The sequence below is a fragment of the Blautia sp. MSK.18.38 genome, from assembly GCF_024460535.1.
Lineage (GTDB): Bacteria > Bacillota > Clostridia > Lachnospirales > Lachnospiraceae > Blautia_A > Blautia_A fusiformis.
Window position 1 is genome coordinate 1 of sequence record NZ_JANFYP010000008.1, and the last position, 23,570, is coordinate 23,570.

20 protein-coding genes and 1 pseudogene are annotated in these 23,570 nt (G+C 45.4%); 18 read left to right on the plus strand and 3 right to left on the minus strand.

Annotation, left to right across the window (positions count from 1 at the left end; genetic code table 11):
- From NE638_RS06600 to NE638_RS06610, 3 genes and pseudogenes are all read left to right on the plus strand, one after another.
- Positions 1 to 110, plus strand: a pseudogene (locus tag NE638_RS06600) (ATP-binding protein); the annotation flags it as partial.
- 151 nt (positions 111 to 261) lie between these two features.
- Entirely contained in the window at positions 262 to 927 is a 666-nt protein-coding gene (locus NE638_RS06605) for an ABC transporter ATP-binding protein (RefSeq protein ID WP_009260049.1), read from the plus strand.
- 14 nt (positions 928 to 941) lie between these two features.
- A complete protein-coding gene (locus tag NE638_RS06610; protein ID WP_029732304.1) occupies positions 942 to 2,756 on the plus strand; it encodes an ABC transporter permease in 1,815 nt (604 codons plus the stop codon).
- A 3-nt stretch (positions 2,757 to 2,759) separates the two neighbouring features.
- On the opposite strand, the gene NE638_RS06615 is transcribed toward NE638_RS06610, so the two are convergent.
- Positions 2,760 to 3,800, minus strand: coding sequence for a DUF6076 domain-containing protein (locus NE638_RS06615; RefSeq protein ID WP_009260052.1), 1,041 nt, complete (start codon positions 3,798 to 3,800; stop codon positions 2,760 to 2,762).
- A 302-nt stretch (positions 3,801 to 4,102) separates the two neighbouring features.
- Between NE638_RS06615 and NE638_RS06620 the strand changes: the two genes are divergently transcribed.
- From NE638_RS06620 to NE638_RS06685, 14 genes are all read left to right on the plus strand, one after another.
- The gene (locus tag NE638_RS06620) at positions 4,103 to 4,327 is read left to right on the plus strand and encodes a helix-turn-helix domain-containing protein (RefSeq protein WP_008368839.1); all 225 of its coding nucleotides are present in this window, start codon (positions 4,103 to 4,105) and stop codon (positions 4,325 to 4,327) included.
- A gap of 146 nt (positions 4,328 to 4,473) precedes the next feature.
- On the plus strand, positions 4,474 to 4,677 hold the full coding sequence (locus tag NE638_RS06625; protein ID WP_004614949.1) for a hypothetical protein: 204 nt from the start codon (positions 4,474 to 4,476) through the stop codon (positions 4,675 to 4,677).
- A gap of 286 nt (positions 4,678 to 4,963) precedes the next feature.
- On the plus strand, positions 4,964 to 5,281 hold the full coding sequence (locus tag NE638_RS06630; RefSeq protein ID WP_009260053.1) for a DUF3847 domain-containing protein: 318 nt from the start codon (positions 4,964 to 4,966) through the stop codon (positions 5,279 to 5,281).
- 59 nt (positions 5,282 to 5,340) lie between these two features.
- Positions 5,341 to 6,756 carry a MobQ family relaxase gene (gene mobQ, locus NE638_RS06635; RefSeq protein WP_334293463.1) on the plus strand — a complete coding sequence of 472 codons (1,416 nt, stop codon included), beginning with the start codon at positions 5,341 to 5,343 and terminating at the stop codon, positions 6,754 to 6,756.
- A gap of 47 nt (positions 6,757 to 6,803) precedes the next feature.
- Entirely contained in the window at positions 6,804 to 7,544 is a 741-nt protein-coding gene (locus tag NE638_RS06640; RefSeq protein WP_024730557.1) for a CHC2 zinc finger domain-containing protein, read from the plus strand.
- Positions 7,429 to 8,769: a virulence-associated E family protein gene (locus NE638_RS06645; RefSeq protein WP_055270962.1), complete on the plus strand. Its 1,341-nt coding sequence runs from the start codon at positions 7,429 to 7,431 to the stop codon at positions 8,767 to 8,769. Before NE638_RS06640 ends, NE638_RS06645 begins: the two co-directional genes overlap by 116 nt.
- 270 nt (positions 8,770 to 9,039) lie before the next feature.
- A complete protein-coding gene (locus tag NE638_RS06650) occupies positions 9,040 to 9,225 on the plus strand; it encodes a hypothetical protein (protein WP_004849804.1) in 186 nt (61 codons plus the stop codon).
- A gap of 107 nt (positions 9,226 to 9,332) precedes the next feature.
- Positions 9,333 to 10,955 (plus strand): recombinase family protein, encoded by a 1,623-nt coding sequence (locus NE638_RS06655; RefSeq protein ID WP_024730556.1) that lies wholly within the window; start codon positions 9,333 to 9,335, stop codon positions 10,953 to 10,955.
- 177 nt (positions 10,956 to 11,132) lie between these two features.
- Positions 11,133 to 11,924, plus strand: coding sequence for a transcriptional regulator (locus NE638_RS06660; protein ID WP_243148618.1), 792 nt, complete (start codon positions 11,133 to 11,135; stop codon positions 11,922 to 11,924).
- A gap of 746 nt (positions 11,925 to 12,670) precedes the next feature.
- A complete protein-coding gene (locus NE638_RS06665; RefSeq protein ID WP_118608691.1) occupies positions 12,671 to 13,315 on the plus strand; it encodes an IS607 family transposase in 645 nt (214 codons plus the stop codon).
- A complete protein-coding gene (locus tag NE638_RS06670; RefSeq protein WP_118608671.1) occupies positions 13,278 to 14,441 on the plus strand; it encodes an RNA-guided endonuclease InsQ/TnpB family protein in 1,164 nt (387 codons plus the stop codon). The genes NE638_RS06665 and NE638_RS06670 overlap by 38 nt, the downstream gene beginning before the upstream one ends.
- Positions 14,442 to 14,618: 177 nt before the next feature.
- Positions 14,619 to 15,827: a MalY/PatB family protein gene (locus tag NE638_RS06675; protein WP_118608670.1), complete on the plus strand. Its 1,209-nt coding sequence runs from the start codon at positions 14,619 to 14,621 to the stop codon at positions 15,825 to 15,827.
- A gap of 104 nt (positions 15,828 to 15,931) precedes the next feature.
- On the plus strand, positions 15,932 to 17,290 hold the full coding sequence (locus NE638_RS06680) for a M20 family metallopeptidase (protein ID WP_022426237.1): 1,359 nt from the start codon (positions 15,932 to 15,934) through the stop codon (positions 17,288 to 17,290).
- 20 nt (positions 17,291 to 17,310) lie between these two features.
- The gene (locus tag NE638_RS06685) at positions 17,311 to 17,724 is read left to right on the plus strand and encodes a C-GCAxxG-C-C family protein (protein WP_022426236.1); all 414 of its coding nucleotides are present in this window, start codon (positions 17,311 to 17,313) and stop codon (positions 17,722 to 17,724) included.
- A gap of 256 nt (positions 17,725 to 17,980) precedes the next feature.
- Here NE638_RS06685 and NE638_RS06690 read toward each other — a convergent pair whose 3' ends face one another.
- A complete protein-coding gene (locus NE638_RS06690; RefSeq protein ID WP_173745933.1) occupies positions 17,981 to 20,098 on the minus strand; it encodes a glycoside hydrolase family 36 protein in 2,118 nt (705 codons plus the stop codon).
- Positions 20,099 to 20,358: 260 nt separating this feature from the next.
- On the opposite strand from NE638_RS06690, the gene NE638_RS06695 reads away from it, so the two are divergent.
- Positions 20,359 to 21,306 carry an AraC family transcriptional regulator gene (locus NE638_RS06695; RefSeq protein ID WP_173745934.1) on the plus strand — a complete coding sequence of 316 codons (948 nt, stop codon included), beginning with the start codon at positions 20,359 to 20,361 and terminating at the stop codon, positions 21,304 to 21,306.
- A 174-nt stretch (positions 21,307 to 21,480) separates the two neighbouring features.
- Here NE638_RS06695 and NE638_RS06700 read toward each other — a convergent pair whose 3' ends face one another.
- Entirely contained in the window at positions 21,481 to 23,556 is a 2,076-nt protein-coding gene (locus NE638_RS06700; RefSeq protein ID WP_256137131.1) for a heavy metal translocating P-type ATPase, read from the minus strand.
- Between the last annotated feature and the right edge of the window lie 14 nt (positions 23,557 to 23,570).

Below are 23,570 nucleotides of genomic sequence, written 5' to 3' on the forward strand. Positions count from 1 at the left end.
TAGGTTTGTATTTGGCTCGTGAGATTGTAACAAGGCAAGGGGGCTATATCAAGGTCGTTTCAGAGCTGGGGCAAGGCTCAGAATTTTCTATTATGCTTCCTGTAAGGTAAGATACAGCCACTTTTTTTGAAATGTCCGAGCGTTGTAACATTTCATCTCGATTTTCGATAAAAATTTTTCCTACCTCGGACATTTGTGTAACATTTGTGGTTTACAATGACTTCATCAACAGGTAGAAAGCCTTGAAAGGAGCATTTGAATATGAGCATTTTACAAACAATCGACTTAAAGAAGTATTACGGCACAGAACCAAACATCACTCGTGCCCTTGATGGTGTAAATTTTACTGTGGAACAGGGAGAATTTGTTGCCGTAGTTGGAACTTCCGGCAGCGGCAAGTCTACGTTACTCCACATGATGGGAGGACTTGATACCCCCACTTCCGGCAGCGTGATTGTACGGGGGGAAGAACTTGCGAAAAAGAATGATGATGAATTGACAATTTTCCGCCGTCGTAACATAGGGTTTATTTTCCAAAACTACAATCTGGTTCCGATTTTGAATGTATATGAAAACATCGCCCTGCCTGTGGAATTGGATGGTGATACCGTAGATAAGAAATTTATGGACGAAGTTGTGTATATGCTGGCTTTAGAAGATAAGCTGGAAAATATGCCAAACAATCTTTCAGGCGGTCAACAGCAGCGTGTAGCGATTGCACGAGCTTTAATTACAAAGCCGGCGATTGTCCTTGCTGACGAACCGACTGGAAATCTCGACAGCAAGACCAGTGCAGATGTGTTAGGGCTTTTGAAACGTACCAGCGGAGAATTTAATCAGACCATTGTAATGATTACTCACAATAACGAGATTGCCCAGCTCGCAGACCGCATTGTGCGGATTGAGGATGGCAAAATTGTAGGTTAAAGGAGGTGGGAATTATGAATTATCCTTTTGAAAATGATACAGAGAGAATAGAGAAAAGGATTGCTGAAAAGAGTGTATTCTCTGAAAAGAATAGGACATTTCTAATCAGAGTTATCATCTTGATTGCGGCATTTCTGTTGAGCTTTTCTGGTATTCTTTTGTGCAATGCAACGCTTAGTACGCAGCAGATCGCCCATGTAAATAATACAACTGAAGCAGTAGGAACTGTTTTAGGAATTGTTATTGTACTTCTTTGTACGGCAGGGCTGGCTGTCAAAAATATTCTTTATGTATCTGTACTGCAACGAGTACATGAATTTGCACAATTACGGGCAATCGGCGCAACATACCAGCAAATTAAATCAGTGGTCAAGAAAGAACGTGACAAAATAGCAAAACCTTGCATTGTGTTGGGAACAGTCATCGGTTTTCTGGTAAACATAGTTTTACCACTTCATTTTTACTGGATACCAAGCATTGTATGTGCGGTAATCTCCGGCATATTTATTTGGATTATCACAGCTTTGGCTTTTCAAGCACCAGCGAAAATGGCTGCATCTACATCACCAATAGAAGCACAACATACACAGGCAACAAACTATTTTAGAAGTGTTGGGGCAAAGCGTAAACTTACGCCTATAAGAATCGGGTGGATGTATTGTAGAGCCAATAGAAAGAAAGCTGCCTATACATTTTTATCTCTCATTATGAGTGGGATTTTAATGTTCGGTGTTTTTTCAATATTGAATGCGATAAATCCCGAAAGACTTGCGTCACAACCTTACCAGGGAAATAGTGATGTATTTGTACTACTAAATTCAACGGCTGATGAAGAATCCACCTATGATTTAATGAAATCTACACCATTTACAGAAGAAAAAAAGCAAAAATTGTATAACATTTCAGGTGTAAAAGATGTTTATGAATTGTATATGCTGGACGGCATTCTGACAAATTCAGAGGGGGAAAAATTTGAACTGTCCATTGAAAATGCTGTAAATCCAGAAACATTTAAAAATGAAATTGTTGAGGGTATGCAACCAAGTCATGAATTACAGAATGGAGCAATTCCTGTTGCTATCAATAGACAGTCTCCTTATTATCAGAAACTGAATATGCAGCTTCAAGTTGGAGATTATCTGCCGTATATCATAGATACAGGATATGGTCAAAAAGAAGTGGAGTTAGTTGTAAGCGGATTTGTAGAAAACAGCGATACTGGGCTTGTTATTTATACAAGTGGTGAAAATATGAAATCACTGTCAGAAATGAATTGTACGCTTGCATGGTATATTTGTTTGGATGATAACGGAAAAGACGTAGCAACAGAGATAATCAAAGAAATTTTTATAGATGACGACAGAGTTGATGTGTCTGTTTTGGCTGATGATGTTATGGCATTGGAAGATTACTTCCATAATGCGAAAGTCATCATTACAGTTTTGGTGGTGCTTATTAGTCTGTTTTCATTTATAAATATGCTGAATACCAGCATTACAAATGCCATTGCCAGAAGACACGACTATGCACTACTGGAAGCTACAGGTATGACAAAATTGCAGTTGCGAAAAGTACAGCAGTCGGAAAGTTTCATCTATCTGGTTGGAAGTTTTATAGGAAGCTGCATTTTAGGCATACCAATCGGATTGCTGCTTTGTACCCAAATATCAAAAATTCCCGGACTTTCATACTTTGAATATCACTTCCCAGTTCTTTTTGTGCTTTTATACTTTGCTGCGGTTGTGATGGTCTATCATGTAGTATCAGTATATCAAAAGAAATCTTTGCAACAGCACTCAATTATAGAGCGCATTAGAACGATAGGCTAAGTTTTAATAATCCGTCAGCTCCACAATTACATTACTCTGCTGATACAGCCAGTCCGTAAATTCTTTCGGGCTGGCTGTTCCTGTTTTTACAGCCTTTTTTCTCTGCAAGGCTTCTTTCTTAAAGTCGGAAAAGGCAGCCTGTATTTTTTCCAGACGGTCAGCCGGAAAGCCTGCGGTATTTTTTACCCGGTTTATTTTGTTGCGCCAGTTCTGGCATTCATTTTTATAAAGCAGGTCATAGTTATTTTCTCTTGCCCTTTCGTCAAATTCCCGCTTGTTTTGAAGCGCCTGTGCTTTTCGGCACTTGTCGCTGCACAGTTCATACCGCTGGCTCTTTGCCAGAAAATATTTCCCACAGACCTTGCACTGCCGGAAGCAAAGCCCCCAGTCATTCAGCCGGTTCAGATAATAGGTAATCAACGGGTAGAGGGACGCATAGGCAGACACACATTCTTCTGTGCGCCGGTTGTCCGGAAACCAGAGGTCAAGTCGGGTATCTTCTGATGGTGCGCCTTTGAAATAAAGGCTGCCAGCTTGAAAATGTTTCGGTTTTCCTGTCTCCCTGTCAAAGCTCATGGATTCGTTTTGGAATACCCCGGTCAGTCTGCTCATTTTATCCATGAAGCGGTCACAGGCAGTGTTACGGTCACGGGGTTCTCTGGCAAGCAGATAGCTGTTCCAGATACGGAACGCCACATACATTTTCAGAGGGTCATTGCTAAGATATTTTCCCCAGAGAAATTCGCTTGCCGCCTGTTCCAGCTCCGGCTGTTTCCATCGGTTGGAGTGGAGGGCTTGCCGCAGCGGAGAAAGCCCGTATAAGTTCCAGTCTCTGTCCGTGTCACGCTCAAAGTTTATCAAAAAAGTTCCCAGCGGGCGTGTCATATCACAAAGCACCTCTGCGTTTTGGCTCCCGTTCAGCCGGAAGCGGATCTGCTGTTCTTCCCCAATCAAAATCCGCTCTTTCATTTTCTTCCTGTCCAGCGTCAGGACAAACAAAATCCTCTCAAAACATGGCTCATGCCGTATAAACTGATTCTCCATCCCTATCCCCTGCCTTTGTCTATGGTAATTATATAATTTAGTTATATCCGTTACACTCATGGTATCGCAGAAGCATTGTTTTGTCAAGGATAGTCCGCTATGATGATTGCAGTTGGTAATTTCGTGCCACACAGTACCTTGACAAGTGAATGACCGTCCAAAAGGGATATGACCGGCAGGAGAAGTGACGCATCCGGCGCACCAATGCAGGGAAACACCGCAGGAATGGGGCAGGAAAACGGATTTTGGGGAGAACGGCAACAGGAAGCATTTTAACCTATTTGATTTATGGGAGGAACAGAATGAACGATAAAAAGAGATTGAACAGCTATGAGGATTTACCGCTGGTTCTGGATGTAGCGGACATTCAGCGGATTATGGGAATTTCAAGAGCGAGCGCCTATGAGCTAGTACACACACCCGGCTTTCCGGCGTTCCGCAGGGGTAGGCTTATCAAGGTCAGCAAAATTGCTTTCTTTGAATGGATGGCAAAAGGCTCCGAAACCGTACCGAGAAGCGACAAATAAGCGTGAGGTATCATTCCCTGACTGCAATACTGCCGCACTTTCCAAAGGAGCATACAGAGGGAAAAAAACTTAAAAATGATACCGAAACGCTACACCAAAACAGCCTATCTGTGTACATCAGGTAGAAATGGAGAAAGGAGCCGGTTATGGCAAGAATGAGCAACAAGCGGCGGCTGGAATGGTCTTTCTTCTTAAATGACCGCAGCCGTATCACTTACAACGAACTGTGCCGGAAATGCCAGCACGAATGTAAACAGAGCTTCCGGGCGGTTGTGGTTGACTGCCCGAAGTATCTTTCCAAGCGTTCCAAGAAAAAGGACAAAACTGCCGGAAACGGCAAAATCCCTTAGGAACTAAGGGCGCACTTCTATACATAGTCTAAAGACCATGTATCGTGCGTCCTGCGGAGCTTACCTCTGCCGCTGATAAAATCAGCAATCCGAGGTCTGCGTTCGCTTTGCTCCGACAAGGTGGCTACACCCCCTTGCGCCGCTAAAGCGGCTATCCCCTGTGTACCCGCCGCAAAGAGAAATCCGCTTTGCGGTTTTCCCTTTTCATCGGGTTTTATAGAAGCACTGACACACGGACTGTCTGCGGATGGTCTTTCTTTATCTTATCAGCAAAGGATGTGAGAACATGGAAAAATCTTTGGAACAGTTGAAGCAGGAATATGAAAAAACCACTGTCCTGCTGGAACGGGAAAAACGGAAAATGCAGCGTTTGAAAAACCGGCAGGCGTATCTGGAAAGCGGTTCCCGGAAACAGAGGACGCACCGGCTAATTACCCGTGGGGCAGCCGTTGAGAGCATTGCGCCACAGACAAAGGAGCTATCCGAAGCGGAATTTTATTCCCTCATGGAAAACATTTTGAATCTGCCGCAGGCGGAGCATTTCATCCGGTCTGCCACTGAGAACCACGCCCGTATTTCCGGGCAGGAGAAAGGCGGTGACTAAGGATAGCACTTTATCATTTTTCAATCGCACAGATAAAGCGTAGCGCCGGTCAGAGCGCCATTGCAAGCGCAGCCTACCGATCCGGGGAGCGTCTTTACAGCAGCTACTATGGAGAAGTCAGCGATTACACCAAAAAGGGCGGCGTGATTGCTTCGGAAATCATGCTGCCGCCCCATGCGCCGGAAATATATCTTGACCGGGCGACCCTCTGGAATGCTGTGGAGAGCTGCGAGAAACATCCAAAAGCACAGCTTGCCTATTCCTTTGATATTGCCATGCAGAATGAATTGACGCTGGAAGAAAACATGGAGCTGGCAAGGAAGTTCGTGCAGGAGCAGTTTGTGGCAAAAGGCATGATTGCCGATCTTGCTTTTCACAACCCGGAGAAAGAGGACGGCGGCATCCCTAACCCGCATTTCCATGTGATGACAACCATGCGCCCTTTGAACCCGGATGGCACATGGGGACAAAAACAGCGGCGGGAATATCTTCTTGATGAAGATGGAAACCGAATCCGGGATAAAAACGGCGATTATATGTTTAACGCTGTCCATACAACAGACTGGCATGAGCCGGAAACGCTGGAACACTGGCGGGAGCAGTGGGCGGCTGCCGTTAATACAAAATTTGAGGAAAAAGGGCTGGATGTGCGTATCGACCACCGTTCCTATGTGCGGCAGGGGCTTGACCTGATACCTACTGTCCACGAGGGAGCTAATGTCCGGCAGATGGAAGCAAAGGGCATCCGCACCGAGAAAGGGGAACTGAACCGCTGGATTAAAGCCACCAACCGGCTTATACAGGATGTGAGGAAGAAGATCAAAGCCCTGTTTGTCTGGATGGCAGAGGTAAAAGAAGAACTTTCCAAACCCCAGACACCGAGCCTTGCCGACCTGCTGATCGCTTATTACAACCAGCGCAACGCAGGGGCATGGAGCAATAAAGCCAGAACCGGAAACTTAAAGCAGTTTGCCGAAGCCGTCAATTATCTGACGGAAAACAAGCTGCTCACATTAGAGGATTTGCAGGAGCGTCTTTCCTCTGTCAGTGAAGAATTTGAAGCATTAAGCGGCTCCATGAAAAAGAAATCTGCCCGGATAAAGGAATTGCAGGAATTGATACGGGAGGGCGAGAATTACCAGCGGCTAAAACCTATTCATACGGAATTGAACAATATCAAGTTTAAGAAACAGAGGGAGAAATTTGAAACATCCCACGATGCGGAGTTACGGCTGTTTTATGCCGCCCGCCGTATTCTGAAAGAAAAACTGGACGGAAAACCCATTGCCCTGAAAGCATGGAAACAGGAATACGCACAGTTAAAAACAGAGTATGCCGAACTGTCTCCGCAGCACAAGCCGCTCCGGGAGGAAGTCATACGGCTGCGGCAGGTGCAGAACGCCGTAGATACCGCACTGCGCCGGAGGGAGCAGCCACAGGAAGTACAGAGAAAGAAACACGAGATGGAATTATGATATAATCGGCAGCTTTACCGCTGCCGGCATTTTTATGGAGGGAGCATTTGAATGTATTTGAAGCGGTGAAACAGTCTGTTACCACCCGGCAGGCTGCTTCATTCTATGGAATCCGGGTGGGGAGAAACGGCATGGTCTGCTGTCCATTCCACAATGACCGCACGCCCAGCATGAAAGTGGACAGCCGCTTTTACTGCTTCGGCTGCGGGGCTTCCGGGGATGTGATCGACTTTTCCGCTTTGCTGCATGGATTGGGGAAACGGGAAGCTGCGGTCAGGCTTGCGGAGGACTTCGGCGTTTCCTATGAGAAATCCGGCAATGCGCCGCCAGATAGGAAGCGTCACAACAGGTCACAGCCCCGACAAAAATCAGCGGAGCAGAGATTTCAGGAAACGGAACGGTATTGTTTCCGGGTGCTATGCGATTATCTGCGCCTGTTGGAGCATTGGAAAACAGCATACGCCCCACAGCCGCAGGATGCCATCTGGCATCCTCTTTTTGTGGAAGCGTTGCAGAGGATAAGCTACACAGAATACCTTTTGGATATTTTGTTATACGGAGAAATAGAAGAAAAAGCGGCGTTGATCGCCGCACAGGGAAAGGAGGTGCTGCGGCTTGAACAGCGAATTTCAGAGATTGCCGCTGGAAACGCAGGAAGCGGTCAAAAAGACGATGGACACAATGGAACCGGCGCAGACACCAGCAGAAATCCGGGAGACATTAGAGGGGACGCAGAAAGGCGGCGTGAAGAACAGCATCCGAAACTGCCTGACGGTGTTCCAGCGTGACCCGCTGTTTCGTGGGGCGCTGCGCCTGAACCTTTTGACGGAGCAGATTGACATTGTGAAGCCGCTGGGCTGGGAGCGCACCAGTACCACGCTGACCGACATGGACATGAACTACCTGCTTTTGTATCTGGAAGAAAATTACGGGCTTACCAGCGAGAAAAAGGTGCAGAGCGCCATCAAGATTGTTGCCAATGAAAACCGCTACCATCCGGTCAGGGATTACCTGAACAGCCTGCAATGGGACGGCACAGAGCGCATCCGTTACGCCCTGCATCACTTTCTGGGAGCCGATACGGACGAATACACCTATGAAGCCTTGAAACTGTTCCTGATAGGAGCCATCCGGCGGGTATTCAGACCGGGGAGCAAGTTTGAGGTCATGCTCTGTCTGGTTGGTGGTCAGGGAGCCGGGAAATCTACCTTTTTCCGGCTGCTGGCAGGTAGGGACGAATGGTTTTCAGACGATTTGAAGAAGCTGGACGATGAAAATGTGTACCGCAAGCTGCAAGGGCATTGGATTATCGAGATGTCGGAGATGATTGCCACAGCCAACGCCAAGAGTATTGAGGAAATCAAGTCATTCTTAAGCCGCCAGAAAGAAACCTACAAAGTGCCGTATGAGACACACCCGGCAGACCGGCTGCGGCAATGTGTATTCGGAGGGACGACCAACCGGCAGGACTTTTTACCCCGTGACCGCACCGGCAACCGGCGCTTTCTCCCCGTGACGGTGTACCCGGAACGGGCGGAGGTTCACATACTGGACGATGAAGCGGCGGCGAGGGCGTATATCGAACAGATGTGGGCGGAAGCCATGACGATTTATCGCAGTGGGAAGTATAAGCTGTCATTCAGCATAGAAATGAACCGATACCTGAACGCCCATCAGCAGGACTTCATGCAGGAGGACACACAGGCTGGCATGATCTACGCCTATTTGGAGGACTACACCGGTGACAGGGTATGCTCCAAGCAGCTTTATGAGGAAGCGCTGGGGAACTTAAATTCCCCGGCAGACTGGGAGACACGGGCAATCTGCGAGATTATGAATACCGGCATTGCGGGCGGCATTATACAGGGCTGGGCAGCCTACAAAAGCCCGAAGCGGTATAAGAAATACGGTTCTCAAAAAGGCTGGGAGCGTGTCAACCAAGACCCGCCGGAGGGGGACGGTTTTCAGGAAATCACGGAAGAAGAAGCCCGGCAAATGGAACTACCATTCTGAAAAGCCACCGGTTAACAGTTTGGTTGACGCTTCGGTTGACAGCCGGTTGACGGGGAAAAGCCTGATATTTGGGGCATTTCTCTCCTTTGTCAACCATGTCAACCAAGAAATCAAAGAAAAAGTAAAAAGTAATAATAGAGCGCCTGTGGATTGTTTTCAAAGTCTTTTCTGCCGGTTGACACGGTTTGGTTGACATGAAGACAGTCTGCGGCTGTAAACCTGCCTGACATTCCCTTGTCGGGCATATTTCATTTATGGAGGTAACTGCCTATGGCAAAAAGCAAAAACGAGAGCAATAACAAAAACAGCGGCACCCTGCTTACCGAAAAAGACGGCACCCAGTATTTTGTCATGGGGAAAGTCCGTATCAAGGTATCGGAGCATTTCGCACAGGATGGGAAGCCGCTTGACAGTCTGCTGGAAGATGTGATCCAGCACGCTGCCGCCGCTTCCTGAAAAAATACGGAATAACGACTGTCAATCAGCCCACGCTTATGATATACTTGTACCAGCGAGTATTGTATAAGCGTGGGTTGTTTCTTTTAGAAGGAGGATTTTTAACCGTGAAACAACCATACAATACAACGATTTATAACACTGCACTATATTTGAGATTGAGCCGTGACGATGAATTACAGGGGGAAAGCGGCAGTATCCAGACCCAGCGCATGATGCTTAGGCAGTATGCCGCAGAGCATGGGCTGACCGTTGTAGACGAGTACATTGACGACGGATGGAGCGGGACAAATTTCGAGCGTCCAAGCTTCCAAAGGATGATTGATGACATCGAGGACGGGAAAATCAACTGCGTTGTCACAAAGGACTTATCCCGTCTGGGAAGAAACTATATCCTGACCGGTCAGTACACGGAAATCTATTTCCCCAGCAAGGGAGTACGCTACATTGCCATCAATGATAATGTGGACACCATCAACGGAGAAAGCGAGCTTGCCCCGTTCTTAAACATCCTGAATGAAATGCACGCCCGACAGACCAGCAAAAAGGTCAAGGCTGCCATGCACACAAGATTTGCCAATGGCGCACACTATGGAGCCTATGCACCGCTGGGCTATGTAAAAGACCCGGACAAAAAAGGTCATCTTCTGATCGACCCGGAAACACGCTGGATTGTAGAGAAGATTTTTGATCTTGCCGTACACGGGAGGGGAGCCGCCAGCATTACACGGATTCTGGTGGAGGAGAAAGTACCTACCCCCGGCTGGCTGAACTATGAAAGATACGGGACTTTCGCCAATATCTACGCCGGTGCGCCTCCAGAAAAAGCCTATGCGTGGACGATTGCACAGGTCAAGAGCATTTTGAAAGAGGAAACCTACATCGGTCACAGCGTTCACAACAAGCAAAGCAACATTTCATTCAAGAACAAGAAAAAGGTGCGGAAGCCGCAGGAAGAATGGTATCGTGTGGAAAATACCCACGAAGCCATCATTTCCGAAGAAGTGTTCCAAAAAGTTCAGGAGCTGATTGCAAGCAGACGCAGACGACAGAAGAATGGCACAACGCAGATATTTTCCGGGCTGGTAAAATGTGCGGACTGCGGATGGTCATTGGCTTATGGTGTAAACAGCCAGAACAAAAATCCCTATGCACACTACCATTGCAGTAAGTACGGACAGGGATTACGCCAGTGTTCCATGCACTATATCCGCTATGATGTGCTGTATGCCTATGTGCTTGCAAGACTGCAATACTGGTCTATGCTGGCACAGAAAGACGAGGACAAGCTGCTGAAACGGCTGCTCAATGCCAGCGACAGAGAAAGAAACTCTGCGAAGAAAAAGCAGGCTGCGGAGCTGAAAAAGGCGGAAAAGCGTAAAGCCGAGGTTGACGGGCTGTTTGCTAAAATGTATGAGGACTGGTCTGCCGGACGCATAACCGAGTATAACTTCAATATGCTGTCCGAGAAGTACCAGAACGAGCAAAGGGAGCTTGAAACAAAAATAAGGCAGCTTCACGAAACGATGGAAGCCGCCGTACAGACCGCAGCGGATGCTGAAAAGTGGATTGCCCTGATGAAACAGTATGTCAACCCTGTGGAGCTGACCGCCGAACTTCTGAACACTCTAATTGAAAAAATAACCGTCCACGAAGCTGTCAAGGGCGAGGACGGAAGCCGTGAGCAGGAAGTAGAAATCTACTACCGCTTCATCGGCAAAATCGACTGACCTTTCTTTTTTACCAAACAATATCTTTAATTAAGGGAAACGGGGAACTCCAATCCAGATATTGAACTGTTAGCACCAATTGCAAGACTGCTACATATTTCCCTTGATACCCTGTTGTCTTTTCATGAAAATCTGACAGACGTTGAAATTACAGAACTTATTCAGGAAATGGACAAAATGTTTTCAGCAGAAGGTTACGAAAAGACCTATCAATGGGCAGTAAATATCATAAAAGATTACCCTAACTGCAACATGCTTATCTGGCAGGTGGCGGTGATGCTTGACTCGCGAAGAATCATAGGTCAGTGTGAGCATCCCGATAAGTACGACGAACAGATTAATTCCTGGTACGAAATGGCACTAAATGACAAGGACGAAAAAATCCAGCACCATGCGGCAGATTCTCTGTTCGGATTCTACTTGCGAAAAGGGAATTATGAAATGGCAGAAAAATATCTGAACTATTTTTCCGACTATGATCCCATGAAAAAACTAAGACTTGGGCAATTATACATGGAACAGGAAAAAACAGAAGAAGCATATGAAAAACTGGAAAATATAATTCTTTCAGAGTATACTACTTTGAATCTTGCCTTTGGCATGATGATCACAAAAGCTCTTGACAATAAAGATCATAAATCCGCAAGATTCCTGGCCGAGAAAATGTATGCATTAGCAGGTATTTTTGAGATGGGAAAATACAATGAATGTGCAACCATGTTTAATGTTGTGGTGGCAGAACAAAATGTAGAAGATACTTTTAAGGTAATAAAACAACTGCTGGAGAATGTCGATACAATCTGTGATTTTCAGAAATCAAGATTATATAAACATATAAAATTCCAAGATGTAGAAAATCCATATGCTGAAGAAATGAAAAAAGAACTGATTGCAGGCTTCCAAAATGAAGAAGACTTTGCTTATATGAAAGGCTATAAACCCTGGAAAAAATTATTAGCAAAGTATTGATCCTGCTTATGTTTATTGCAAAATAAAAAACCTATTCATTCGCAATAGATCACATTTATAGATGAAAGAGATGCAGGCGTCGCGGCTCCTGCATCTCTTTTAACCCATAGGGTGCGTGATTGCAACGAAATTTACCACCTCAATGGATGATAAATTGCAATATATTTCAAAAATAAAAGAAGAACGTAATAAGGCACAGGACGAACTTGCTGAACTAAGGAAAATTCTTGAATTGTCAGATGATATTTCTTTGACAGAACACATTACAAAGATAAAAATAAATATTGACAAGGAGTAATTGAACCAGTATTATATAAGTACAAAGAAGTCTTTTTCCGGAGTGAGAAAGATATTATTACTTATTCAAAGGAAAGGGGCTCTGGACGAGTTCCTTTTTACATTTCATAAAATTTGATTTTATAACATATACTATGATCACAAAGTAGCTCTGGATAGGATATTCGGAGTTGTAAAACGGCGGAAATATCATTGCTGGTATTTCCGCCACTTCTTTTATAGATTATTCGCACTATTCAACCCATCCACTCAATTACGCAAAATCAAATCGTCTCATAATTTACATTAATATATGTACGCCACCCCCAAAATATGATAAGGTGAAGCAAATAGAATTTTTCAGGAGGTTATTAACAGTTTATTGAAATTATAAAATTATAAAATCATATAAGTACATGTTGAGTTTTATAAGATATTAGAGCAGAATATTATTGAAAGGAGTTGATGCTTTGAGTAAATATTATTCTATACATGAATTTTCAAAAATTATAAGCGTATCCGCCCAGACATTACGAAATTGGGATGCCAATGGAAAACTTCATCCGCATCATACTACAGTAAGCGGCTATAGATATTATTCTGACGAGCAACTCAACCAGGTAATAAATGTAAAGCCTAAAACTCGCATTACAATTGGATATTGTCGCGTTTCCAGCCATAAACAGAAAGATGATCTGGAACGACAGATTGATAATGTTAAGACATATCTTCTGGCAAAAGGACAGCCATTTGAGATGATAAGTGATATCGGTTCCGGAATTAATTATAAGAAAAAAGGACTCCAGGAATTGATCAGGCGAATATCTCAAAATCAGGTTGAAAAGGTTGTTGTTTTATATAAAGATCGGCTATTGCGATTTGGTTTTGAATTGATAGAATATATCGCTTCGCTTTATAATTGTGAGATTGAGATTATTGATAATACTGAAAAATCCGAACAGCAGGAACTTGTTGAAGATCTGGTTCAGATGATCACAGTATTCAGTTGCAAATTACAAGGAAAACGAGCGAATAAAGCCAAGAAACTTATCCGGGAATTGATACAGGAGAAAGTAGATGGTAAAAGCCATAAAAGTAATGTTAATACCAAATAATATACAGAAAACTAAGATGTTTCAGTACGCAGGTGCTTCAAGATTTGCTTATAACTGGGCTTTGGCAAGGGAAATAGAAAACTATGAAAAAGGCGGAAAATTCATTTCAGATGCAGAACTCAGAAAAGAATTTACAAAGCTTAGACATTCTGATGAATACGCATGGTTATTGAGTATTTCAAATAATGTAACCAAACAGGCGATCAAAGATGCCTGCACCGCTTATAAGAACTTTTTCAAAGGTTTGCAGAAATTCCCAAGATTCAAGCCAAAAAAGAGATCAATACCGAAGTTCTATCAGGATAATATTAAGATACAATTCAGCAATACTCATGTTAAGTTTGAAGGATTTTCTTCGAGCAGGAAAAGAAATAAACAAAAACTAAATTGGGTAAGACTTGCAGAGCATGGTCGTATTCCTACAGATGCTAAATACATGAATCCGAGAATATCTTTTGATGGGTTGAACTGGTGGATCAGCGTATGTGTGGAATTTCCTGATTGCATAGAAAAACTTAATGATGATGGGATTGGTATAGATCTAGGAATCAAAGATCTGGCTATTTGCTCTGATGGAGCTAAGTATAAGAACATCAATAAAAGTCAGAAAGTAAAGAAACTAGAAAAACAGAAACGCAGATTACAGCGTAGTATCTCTCGCTCTTACGAGAAAAATAAGAAAGGAGAAAGTTACTGCAAAACAAATAATGTAATCAAAAAGGAAAAACTTTTATTAAAACGAAATCACAGATTAACAAATATCCGTAAGAACTATTTGAATCAGACTACATCTGAAATTGTAAGTCGAAAACCAAGATTTATTTGTATTGAAGATTTGAATGTTAGTGGAATGATGAAAAATAGACATTTATCAAAAGCAGTTCAGAATCAGGGGTTTTTTGAGTTTAGAAAGCAGCTTGAATACAAGTGCAGCGATAAAGGGATTCAGCTTATTGTGGCTGATTGGTTTTATCCATCATCAAAGCTTTGCAGTTGCTGTGGAAACATTAAAAAAGACTTGAAATTATCTGACAGAATTTATAAATGTGATTGTGGAAATGTCATTGATAGAGATTTTCAGGCATCTATAAATCTCAAGGCTTATGGAGAAAGAGTTGCAAGCTAACACTAAAACGTTAGTGCAAATATGTACGGGTACGTTAATTCGGAATTTACGCCTATGGAGAGTACAAGAACTTGTGAGTAGATAGATATTTATATCATCAAAAGCATACTCGTTGAAGTAGGAATGAAACATAGAAGTTTATAACTTTTTATAAGTTTTCAGTAACGGAGCATTCATATGAAATACGACTTCACTTCCATCATTGACCGACATGGCAGAGATTCCATCGCAGTAGACGGCCTGAAGGGCGATGGTTTCTCTCCTGCCCCGCCGAAGGAGGGCTTCGATGCCATCCCGATGTGGGTAGCAGACATGAACTTTCCTACTGTACCTACCATACAGCAGGCGATCATCGAACGGGCCAGTCACCCGGCCTTCGGTTACTTCGAAGCCCCGCCGGAATATTATAAAGCCATCATCCGCTGGCAGGAAACACGCCACGGTGTCACCGGTCTGAAGCCCAGACACATTGGCTACGAAAATGGCGTTCTGGGCGGAGTTATCAGTGCACTGAACTGCGTCTGCTCCCGCGGTGATAACGTCCTGGTTCACAGTCCGACATACATAGGCTTCACCAAAAGTCTGAAAAACAACGGCTACGAGGCCGTACACTCTCCTCTGATAAAGGATGAAAACAGCATATGGAGAATGGATTATGCAGACATGGAAAAACAACTCCGTGAAAAGAAGATCCACGCTGCCATTCTCTGCAATCCACACAATCCCTGCGGACGCGTGTGGGAACGTTGGGAGCTGGAAAAAGCCATGGAGCTGTACCGAAAATATGATGTCTACGTCATCTCAGACGAGATCTGGTCTGACCTCATCCTGAATGGCCATAAGCATATCCCCAGCCAGTCCGTCAGCGAAGATGCCCGCCAGCGTACAGCGGCCTTCTACGCTCCATCCAAAACCTTTAATCTGGCAGGACTTGTTGGCAGCTATCACATTGTATACAACAGCTGGTGGCGGGATCGTATTTTGAAGGAGTCCAGTCTGAGCCATTATAATATGATGAATGTTCTGTCCATGCACGCTCTGCTTGGCGCTTATCAGCCTGAAGGCTATGAATGGACCGATGAACTATGCGAAGTACTAAGCGGAAATGTAAGCTTTGCCTGTGATTACATTGACCGGCACTTTAAGGGTGTCAACGTTTCCAGACCGGAAGGCACCTACATGCTCTTTGCCGACTGCACCGGCTGGTGTACTGCCCATGGCAAAACAATCGAAGATGTGGAAAAAGCCTGCTGGGATGTCGGCGTTGCTGTCCAGGACGGCAGGATGTTTTTCGGTCCCTGTCACCTAAGAATGAATCTGGCCTCACCCCGTTCCCGCATAGAAGAAGCCTTCCGCCGAATGGATCGGTACGTCTTCAACAGGTAAAAATCCACTCTGCCATTCATTACAATCTATGCTATAATAGAGCTCATAACATCAGCGTTCCATCCTGTCACTTTCCGGAACGCTGTAAACAGGAGGAAATCAATATGGATATTAAAGAGGAAATCCACGCATTATCAGAAGAAATGCTCACAAATCTTGGCAGACTGGTTGCCATTGACTCCCAGCTCGGTACCCCTTCCGAGGGAAAACCATTTGGTGAGGGTCCTGCAAAAGCCCTGGAAGAGGGACTGAAGATTGCCGAAGAACTTGGCTTTAAAACCGTAAACCTGGATAACTACTGCGGTTATGCCGAAATGGGTGAGGGCGATGAGATCGTCGGCATCGCCGGTCATCTGGATATCGTTCCTGTAGGCGGAGACTGGACCTACGATCCGTTCCGCCTTACCCGTGAAGACGATCATGTATACGGCCGCGGGACCACTGATGACAAAGGCCCTATCCTAGAAGCGCTCTATGCCATGAAGCTTCTCCGCGACCACGGCGTGAAGCTGAACAAAAGAGTCCGCCTGATCATGGGCTGCAACGAGGAAACAGGTTCCAAATGTATGGATCACTACAATCAGGTAGCAGAAGAGCTTTCCTGCGGTTTCACACCGGATGCCAGCTTCCCGTGTATCCACGGTGAAAAAGGTCAGCTTGCCATGATCGCCTGCTCCAAAAACACCCGGATTATCTCCATGAACGGCGGTTTTGTATCCAATGCAATGTGTGACACCTGTACAACCATTGTTCCCGATGAGGACGGTCTGAAGGAAAAGCTGGAATCCGCACTTTCCCGGACGAAGCTCCAGGAATATAAGGTAACCGAAGAAAATGGTGAGCTCACCATCTACGCCAAAGGTATTCCGGCTCATGCCAGCACTCCCCATCTCGGTGTCAATGCTGCAGGAGTAACCTTTGAATGTCTGGCAAAAGCAGGCTTTGAAGATGACTTTGTGGAATTCTATAACTCCCATATCGGCACTGCATGTGACGGCTCCGGCATTGGTCTGAAATTTGCAGATGAATACGGCGATCTGACGTTATGCAACGGAATCGTAAAAACAGAAAACGGTGTCATTTCCTGTACCATCGATATCCGTGTTCCGGTAACTCTTAATGAGACCGATATCCGCAAAATGTGCCAGGACAGACTGGAAGATAAAAACGGTCGTATTGAGATCATAAAGGTTGTTGCTCCGTTATTCTTCCCAAGAGAATCTCCGCTGGTAAATGCTCTTTACAAAGCTTACACAGATGTGACCGGCGATACCGAACACAAACCAATGGTCATCGGAGGCGGCACTTACGCAAAATCCCTCAAAAACATCATAGCCTTCGGACCTGAAAAAGAGGGAATTGACTACCGTATCCACGGAGCCGATGAATTTATCCTGGTCTCCGGCATGGAAGAAGCAGTACTGATCTATATGGAAGCGATCAAAAATATGCTTGCGATCTGAAATCAGGAGGATAAGAAATCATGAGTACAAAAGCTGAACACGCTACAAAATTACACGAGAATGGCTGTAACTGTGCACAGGCAGTTGCCTGTTCTTTCTGCCAGGAATTTGGCATCGATGAAAACGAGATGTTCCGTATTGCCGAGGGCTTCGGCCTTGGAATGGGTGTTATGGAAATGTGCGGTGCTCTTTCCGGTATGGCTATGATCATCGGACTTTCCAACAGCCGCGGAAATACCGAAGAAGGTTCCGGCTCCAAAGGTGACACTTACAAAAAGCTCCGCACCTATATCCAGAAATTCAAAGAAAAAAACGGTTCCTGTATCTGCCGTGAATTAAAAGGTGTGGAGACAGGCAAGGTTCTCTGCAGCTGCCCGCAGTGTATCACCGATGCGGTTGCTCTTACAGAAGAATATCTTGCGGAAAACAGATAATCTCATAAAATAAAACAGCAGAATTGTATATTCCCTGTAATCACGGGACATACAGCTCTGCTGTTTTCTGTTTCTATTCGCTTTTCACTGTCAGATCCTTCACCCATCTGTATTTCTTATAATTCAGGTACACAGCCGGGATCTTTACAACTTCATCCAGACTGATGAGCTTTCTGGTAAAAATGCCGGCGCTCTTTTATTTTCCATTTATTTTTGCCCACGCCTCTTCGTCAAACTTACGGTCTTTCACGCTTTTCTATTTCATCTCGATCTTAAACAGTCTGGCCACTTTTTCCTGTGGCATCTTCACTACAAGATTTCCATTTTCGATCTTATATCCGCACATCTCTTCCTTCGGATAGATCACGGATACTCTGCGGACCTGCTCTGCATTTTCCAGCGGGATCACTGCTTCTGTTGTTCCCGGTGTCCATACCGAAAGATAGGTATTCTTCTCTGCTTTCACTCCGTAAGCAAGAACTTCAGATTTCAGAGTTCCAAAACCAAGCGGGAAGAACGGCACGCCGTCACGGACTTCCTCACGGATCTCCTTATACAGGGAGATTCCCTCCTTCATACGGTTCATGGAATTTTCGCCCAGCTTCCATACCATACCGCTGATATATGGGCGGAGAAGCATACCATTTACTACATTGTAGATCACATGCTCTTCTTCATCCTCATACGGATATACCCACATACCACCCTGCTCCGGAGTTACCGCACTGGCTACATTGGCAGCGATATTGGCATTGTAGAGATAATCTGTCTGATCACTGGTAGACTGCAGGCTTAAGATCTTCAGCATACCATAATCCATACGCTGTCCGCCGGAACCGCAGTTCTCCACAACAAGCTCCGGATGATCCCGGAAGATTTCCTCATACCACTGGTGAAGACATTCATAATGCTCACGGATGGCATCTGCACAGCTGTCACTGTTCAGATCACTTCCATATCCCATGGTTACGTTATAGTCCACTTTAAAGTACTCTACACCGTAATCATTGATCAGCCTGTCTACTACATCACGGCAATATTTCCGTACCTCCGGATTGCGGAAATCCAGCATATAGCGTTTATTGTCAATGTGGCGTTTTCCATGACGGCAGACAAACCAGTCATCCGGAAGCTTGTTTGCCAGTTCGCAGGCAACTCCCATAACCTCGATTTCCAGCCAGAGTCCCATTTTCAGGCCTTTACTGTGTGCATGATCGCAGACTTCTTTCAGACCATTGGGGAATCTTCCGGATGCTTCTTTCCATTCCCCGACACGGTCCCACCAGAATCCGTCGTCATACCAGCCTGCATCCAGGCAGTAATATTCGCATCCGAGCTCTGCTGCCTTGTCAATGATGGAAAGCTCCCGCTCCGTTGTAGGGTCTCCCATCAGGCAATTCATGTAATCATTAAATACCACGTTCAGCTTCTCATCGTCCGTATTCGGTCTGCGTACTTTTCTCCGATATCTGGTCAGTGCCGCTGCTGCCGGATTCAGGCCACCTTTTACAACAGCTGCCCCTGCCGGAACGGTTGTAAAGCTTTCTCCCGGTTTCAGATTCTTATACCAGCCATGCTCCTGCTCTGTGGCGCCGCTTAAGGCAAGATACAGATTTCCGCCCTGTGCAGAGCCATATTCTGCCAGCCACTGTCCGGAGCTTTCAATCTGGAAAATATACGTCTCCCCTGTTTCTCTGTCCTCGGCAATTCCCATGGGAAGATACTCACAGGTAGACCAGGTGCCCTTTCCACTGTAACAATAACGGTTCAGGCCATATCCCTGATGATTGAAGCCATCTACGACCATTCCGTTTAAATTCAGCGTTTCTGCATCGTATTTCTGCCACTGTGCCTCACAGCACCAGCTGTTAAACGGCACATAGATATCTGTTTTTTTATAATAAGGCTTTTCGCCGCCTCTGGAGATTCCCTGATACATAAAAGAAGAAACATAGGTCAGCCCCTGATCCTCGCTTCCCTCGTTGATGATCTCTGTCCAGGTCTGTACTGCCGGCACTCCGTCAAACAGGCGCATATGATATACTGCCTTCAGCTTTTCCGGGGAAATCATTACGATCTCCAGCTCTTTTCCGCCGGCCTGTGCCTTCAGCTCATGGTTCTCATAAACAAAATCCACAGAGGACTGATTGATGTTGTTTTTGTAGGCATGCATGTTTAAGCTTCCTGTGCCGCTTCTGTGGATCTCAACAGCCGGATAACAGATATCCTCCTTCGGCTCCATGACTGCTTTTTTTACTTCCTGTGAAGAAAAATCTGCCAGCTCTACCACGCCGTTTTCCCGGATACGAAACTGGATATCCAGGCCATTCTCATGTAATTCGATCATTTTCATGTTTTCATTTTTATAGCTCATAGAAAATACCCTCCGTTTTTCTGATTCTGATCACAGTATAATATCTGTTTTTTTATAAGGTGACAGGTATCATCCCCTGAATGTAAAAATGCAATATATTGTCGTATTTATTTTTGCGTGATATACTGTTTTCTGACAGTAAAGAGTACAGTCAATCAGACATGTAGGGCGATTTAATCGAATATCTGCATCTGTCCGACTCGCAATTTACAGCTGAAATATTTACATTCCGCTTCGCAGCATACTCAGGAGGTTTTTTCATGCCAGATATTTTCCAGGACTCTTCCCGATATTTCCATATTTCTGCTTTTTATGCTCTCTCCCTGCCTTATTATCATATGGAGCATCACACACATTCCAGCTATGAGATCATGTATATCACCTCCGGTTCCTGCCGGGTTTTCTGCCTGGATGGCACACAGGACACGGAATCCCCACTGAAATCCGGGCAATTTATCTTTATCCGGCCGGATGTACCTCACAGGCTGGAAATTCCGGATGGTTTTCCCTGCTCGATCCTGAATCTGGAATTTTCCCTTACTCCCGAAAAAAGTCCGGTTGCTCTGGAGCTTCTCCTGAAAAAGGATCCCGGATTTTCCCGGTTCTGGAATTTTATGGAAGCCTCCCAGGGCTTTTGCTCCGGCACGGATTCCCGCAGCTTCGGATACAGCCTGAAGGATCTGCTCACCTTTTTACAACAAAATTCCGGTCAGATACAAAAGGAAGAATTTCTCTTCTTTCTTCTTTTCAGCCGCATGCTTACAGAGCTTGCATTCTGCGCCCGCTCCAGCCGGAGCACCCAGGGAATCGTCTATCTGAAAAAAGCGCTCCGCTATATTGACGAGCATTATCTGGAAGACATTGATATTCCTGCCATCTCCGCATATGCAGGGATCAACAAATCCTACCTGCAGGCGCTCTTTACAGAAAAAAACGGCTGCACCATCAATACCTATATCAACCGCAAGCGTATGGAACAGGCCGCCTTTCTTCTGTGCAACAGTACTCTGCACATTACGGATATTGCCTTTTCTTCCGGATACAACAGCCGGCAGCATTTTGCACATACCTTCGAAAAATTTTATCATATGAGCCCCTCCAGGTACCGAAGCCTTCATACCCGGCCTCTCCGTTCGGATACCCAAAAGAAACGCTATCATATGACTGACGGACTGACGTTGGAAAGCGAACCCTTTCCTCAGGAATAAAACTTACTTCATACACCTTCAGGCTGATACCTGCGATCCACGTCTGAGTAGCCTAAAAAAGCGGCCAGGTACGAAGCTCTTATCTCTTCGATAACCTGGCCGGTTTTTTATATTTATTGTCAAGCAGATATTCGCAATCCTGCAGGGGACTTACTTGATTCGGTTAAAAATTTTCTATGGAAGCAGATTCTGCATACTCTTCAGGCTGATCGCCAGTGTGGAGGTATTATGCAGAAGTGCGGATGAAGTCGGCTGCAGGATACCTGCAACGCCACAGGCGATAAGACCTGCGTTAAAGATAATAATAAAACGGTAATTGCGTCTGATACGCTTCATCAGTGCATTGCTGATCTCTTTCAGAACAACAAGCTCCTGAAGATCATCTGCACCTACAGTAATATCTGCAATCTCCCGGGCAATTTCAGCACCATCACTGATGGCGATACCGACATTGGCTGCGGAAAGTGCCGGAGAATCATTGATTCCGTCACCTACCATGATAACCTTTCTTCCGGCTGCCTTTTCTTTTTCGATGAAGTTGGCCTTATCCTCCGGAAGTACCTCGGAATAATATTCGTCCACTCCCACACGTCTGGCAATGGCTGCTGCTGTACGCTCACTGTCCCCTGTCATCATAACGATCTTGGAAATCCCTGCCCCACGCAGTGCTTCTACAGAAGCTTTCGCCTCCTCACGAAGAGGATCTTCAATACAGATCACGGCTGCAAGACGTCCGTCAATGGCAAGATACAGATGGGAATACTCTTCCGGAATATTGTCGAATTTCTCCTTGCCATCCTCCGGGATCAGACATTTCTCATCTTCAAATACAAAGTGATAGCTTCCGATCACGGCCTTATGTTCTTCGATCGTAGTGGAAATTCCATGCGCTACTACATATTCAACCTTTGAATGCATCTCCTCATGGGCCAGATGCTTCTTCCTGGCAGCACTGACAACAGCCTTGGCCATGGAGTGTGGGAAATGCTCTTCCATACATGCGGCGATACGCAGCATCTCCTCTGGATCATTGTTGTCAAAAGGAACCACATCCACAACGGTTGGCTTCGCCTTTGTCAGAGTTCCTGTCTTATCAAATACGATGGTATCTGCCTCAGCCATTGCTTCCAGATATTTACCGCCCTTAACTGTAGCCTTATGTGTACCGGCCTCACGGATCGCAGACAATACAGAGATCGGCATTGCAAGCTTAAGCGCGCAGGAGAAATCCACCATCAGGATCGCAAGGGCCTTGGTGGCATTTCTGGTGAGGAGATATGTAAGTGCTGTTCCTCCAAGAGTATAGGGAACCAGCTTATCTGCCAGATGCTCTGCCTTTCCCTCCAAAGAAGATTTCAGCTTCTCAGACTCCTCGATCATGGTAACGATCTTGTCATAGCGGCTGGAACCACCTACCGTCTTTACGCGGATGGTGATCTCACCTTCCTCCACAACAGTGCCTGCATAGGCAACGCTACCCTCTTTCTTGCATACAGGTACAGACTCACCGGTAAGAGAAGCCTGGTTGACCATAGCCTCTCCATCTGTAACACTTCCGTCAAAAGGAATTACGGTACCCATACGTACAACAACCTCATCTCCCGGCTGGACCTCTCCGGACTCTACCAGGATTTCCTGATCCTCTCTCTTCAGCCATACCCTGCCAACATTCAGGGACATGGTTCTTGCAAGATCACCTACGGATTTCTTATGCGTCCACTCTTCCAGGATCTCTCCGATTCCAAGCAGGAACATGATGGAGCCTGCAGTACCAAAGTCCTGACGTAATACAGACACTCCAATTGCAGTGGCATCCAGGACCGGCACCTCGATCTTACGGTGAAGAAGTGTATCGATTCCCTTCCAGATATATTTCAGGGAAGTAGCTGTTGTATAAATGGCATTCAGCGGATATGGCAGAAAAAGCCTTCTTCCGTAATGGCAGATCACCTTGGAGATCAGCTTCTCCTGATATTCTGCATTCAGTGCTCTCCCTGAGCTCTGCAGCACCTGTGAAGGAACCTCTACATCCTGATAATGAAATTCGCTGATACCACGGATAACCGCAGCTCTACTGCCCCGATAATTTACAACTGCGTCACAGGTTCTCTCGTATACCTTGGCAGAAGCCACTCCATCAAGATTCTCGAGATAATACAACAGCGTATCTGCCTGCCCGTAGCTCATCCTCTTCTGAGCAAGATGGATACGAAGCCGGCCTCTTATCTCATGTTTGATATAAAATTTCACGGAAAATCGCCTCT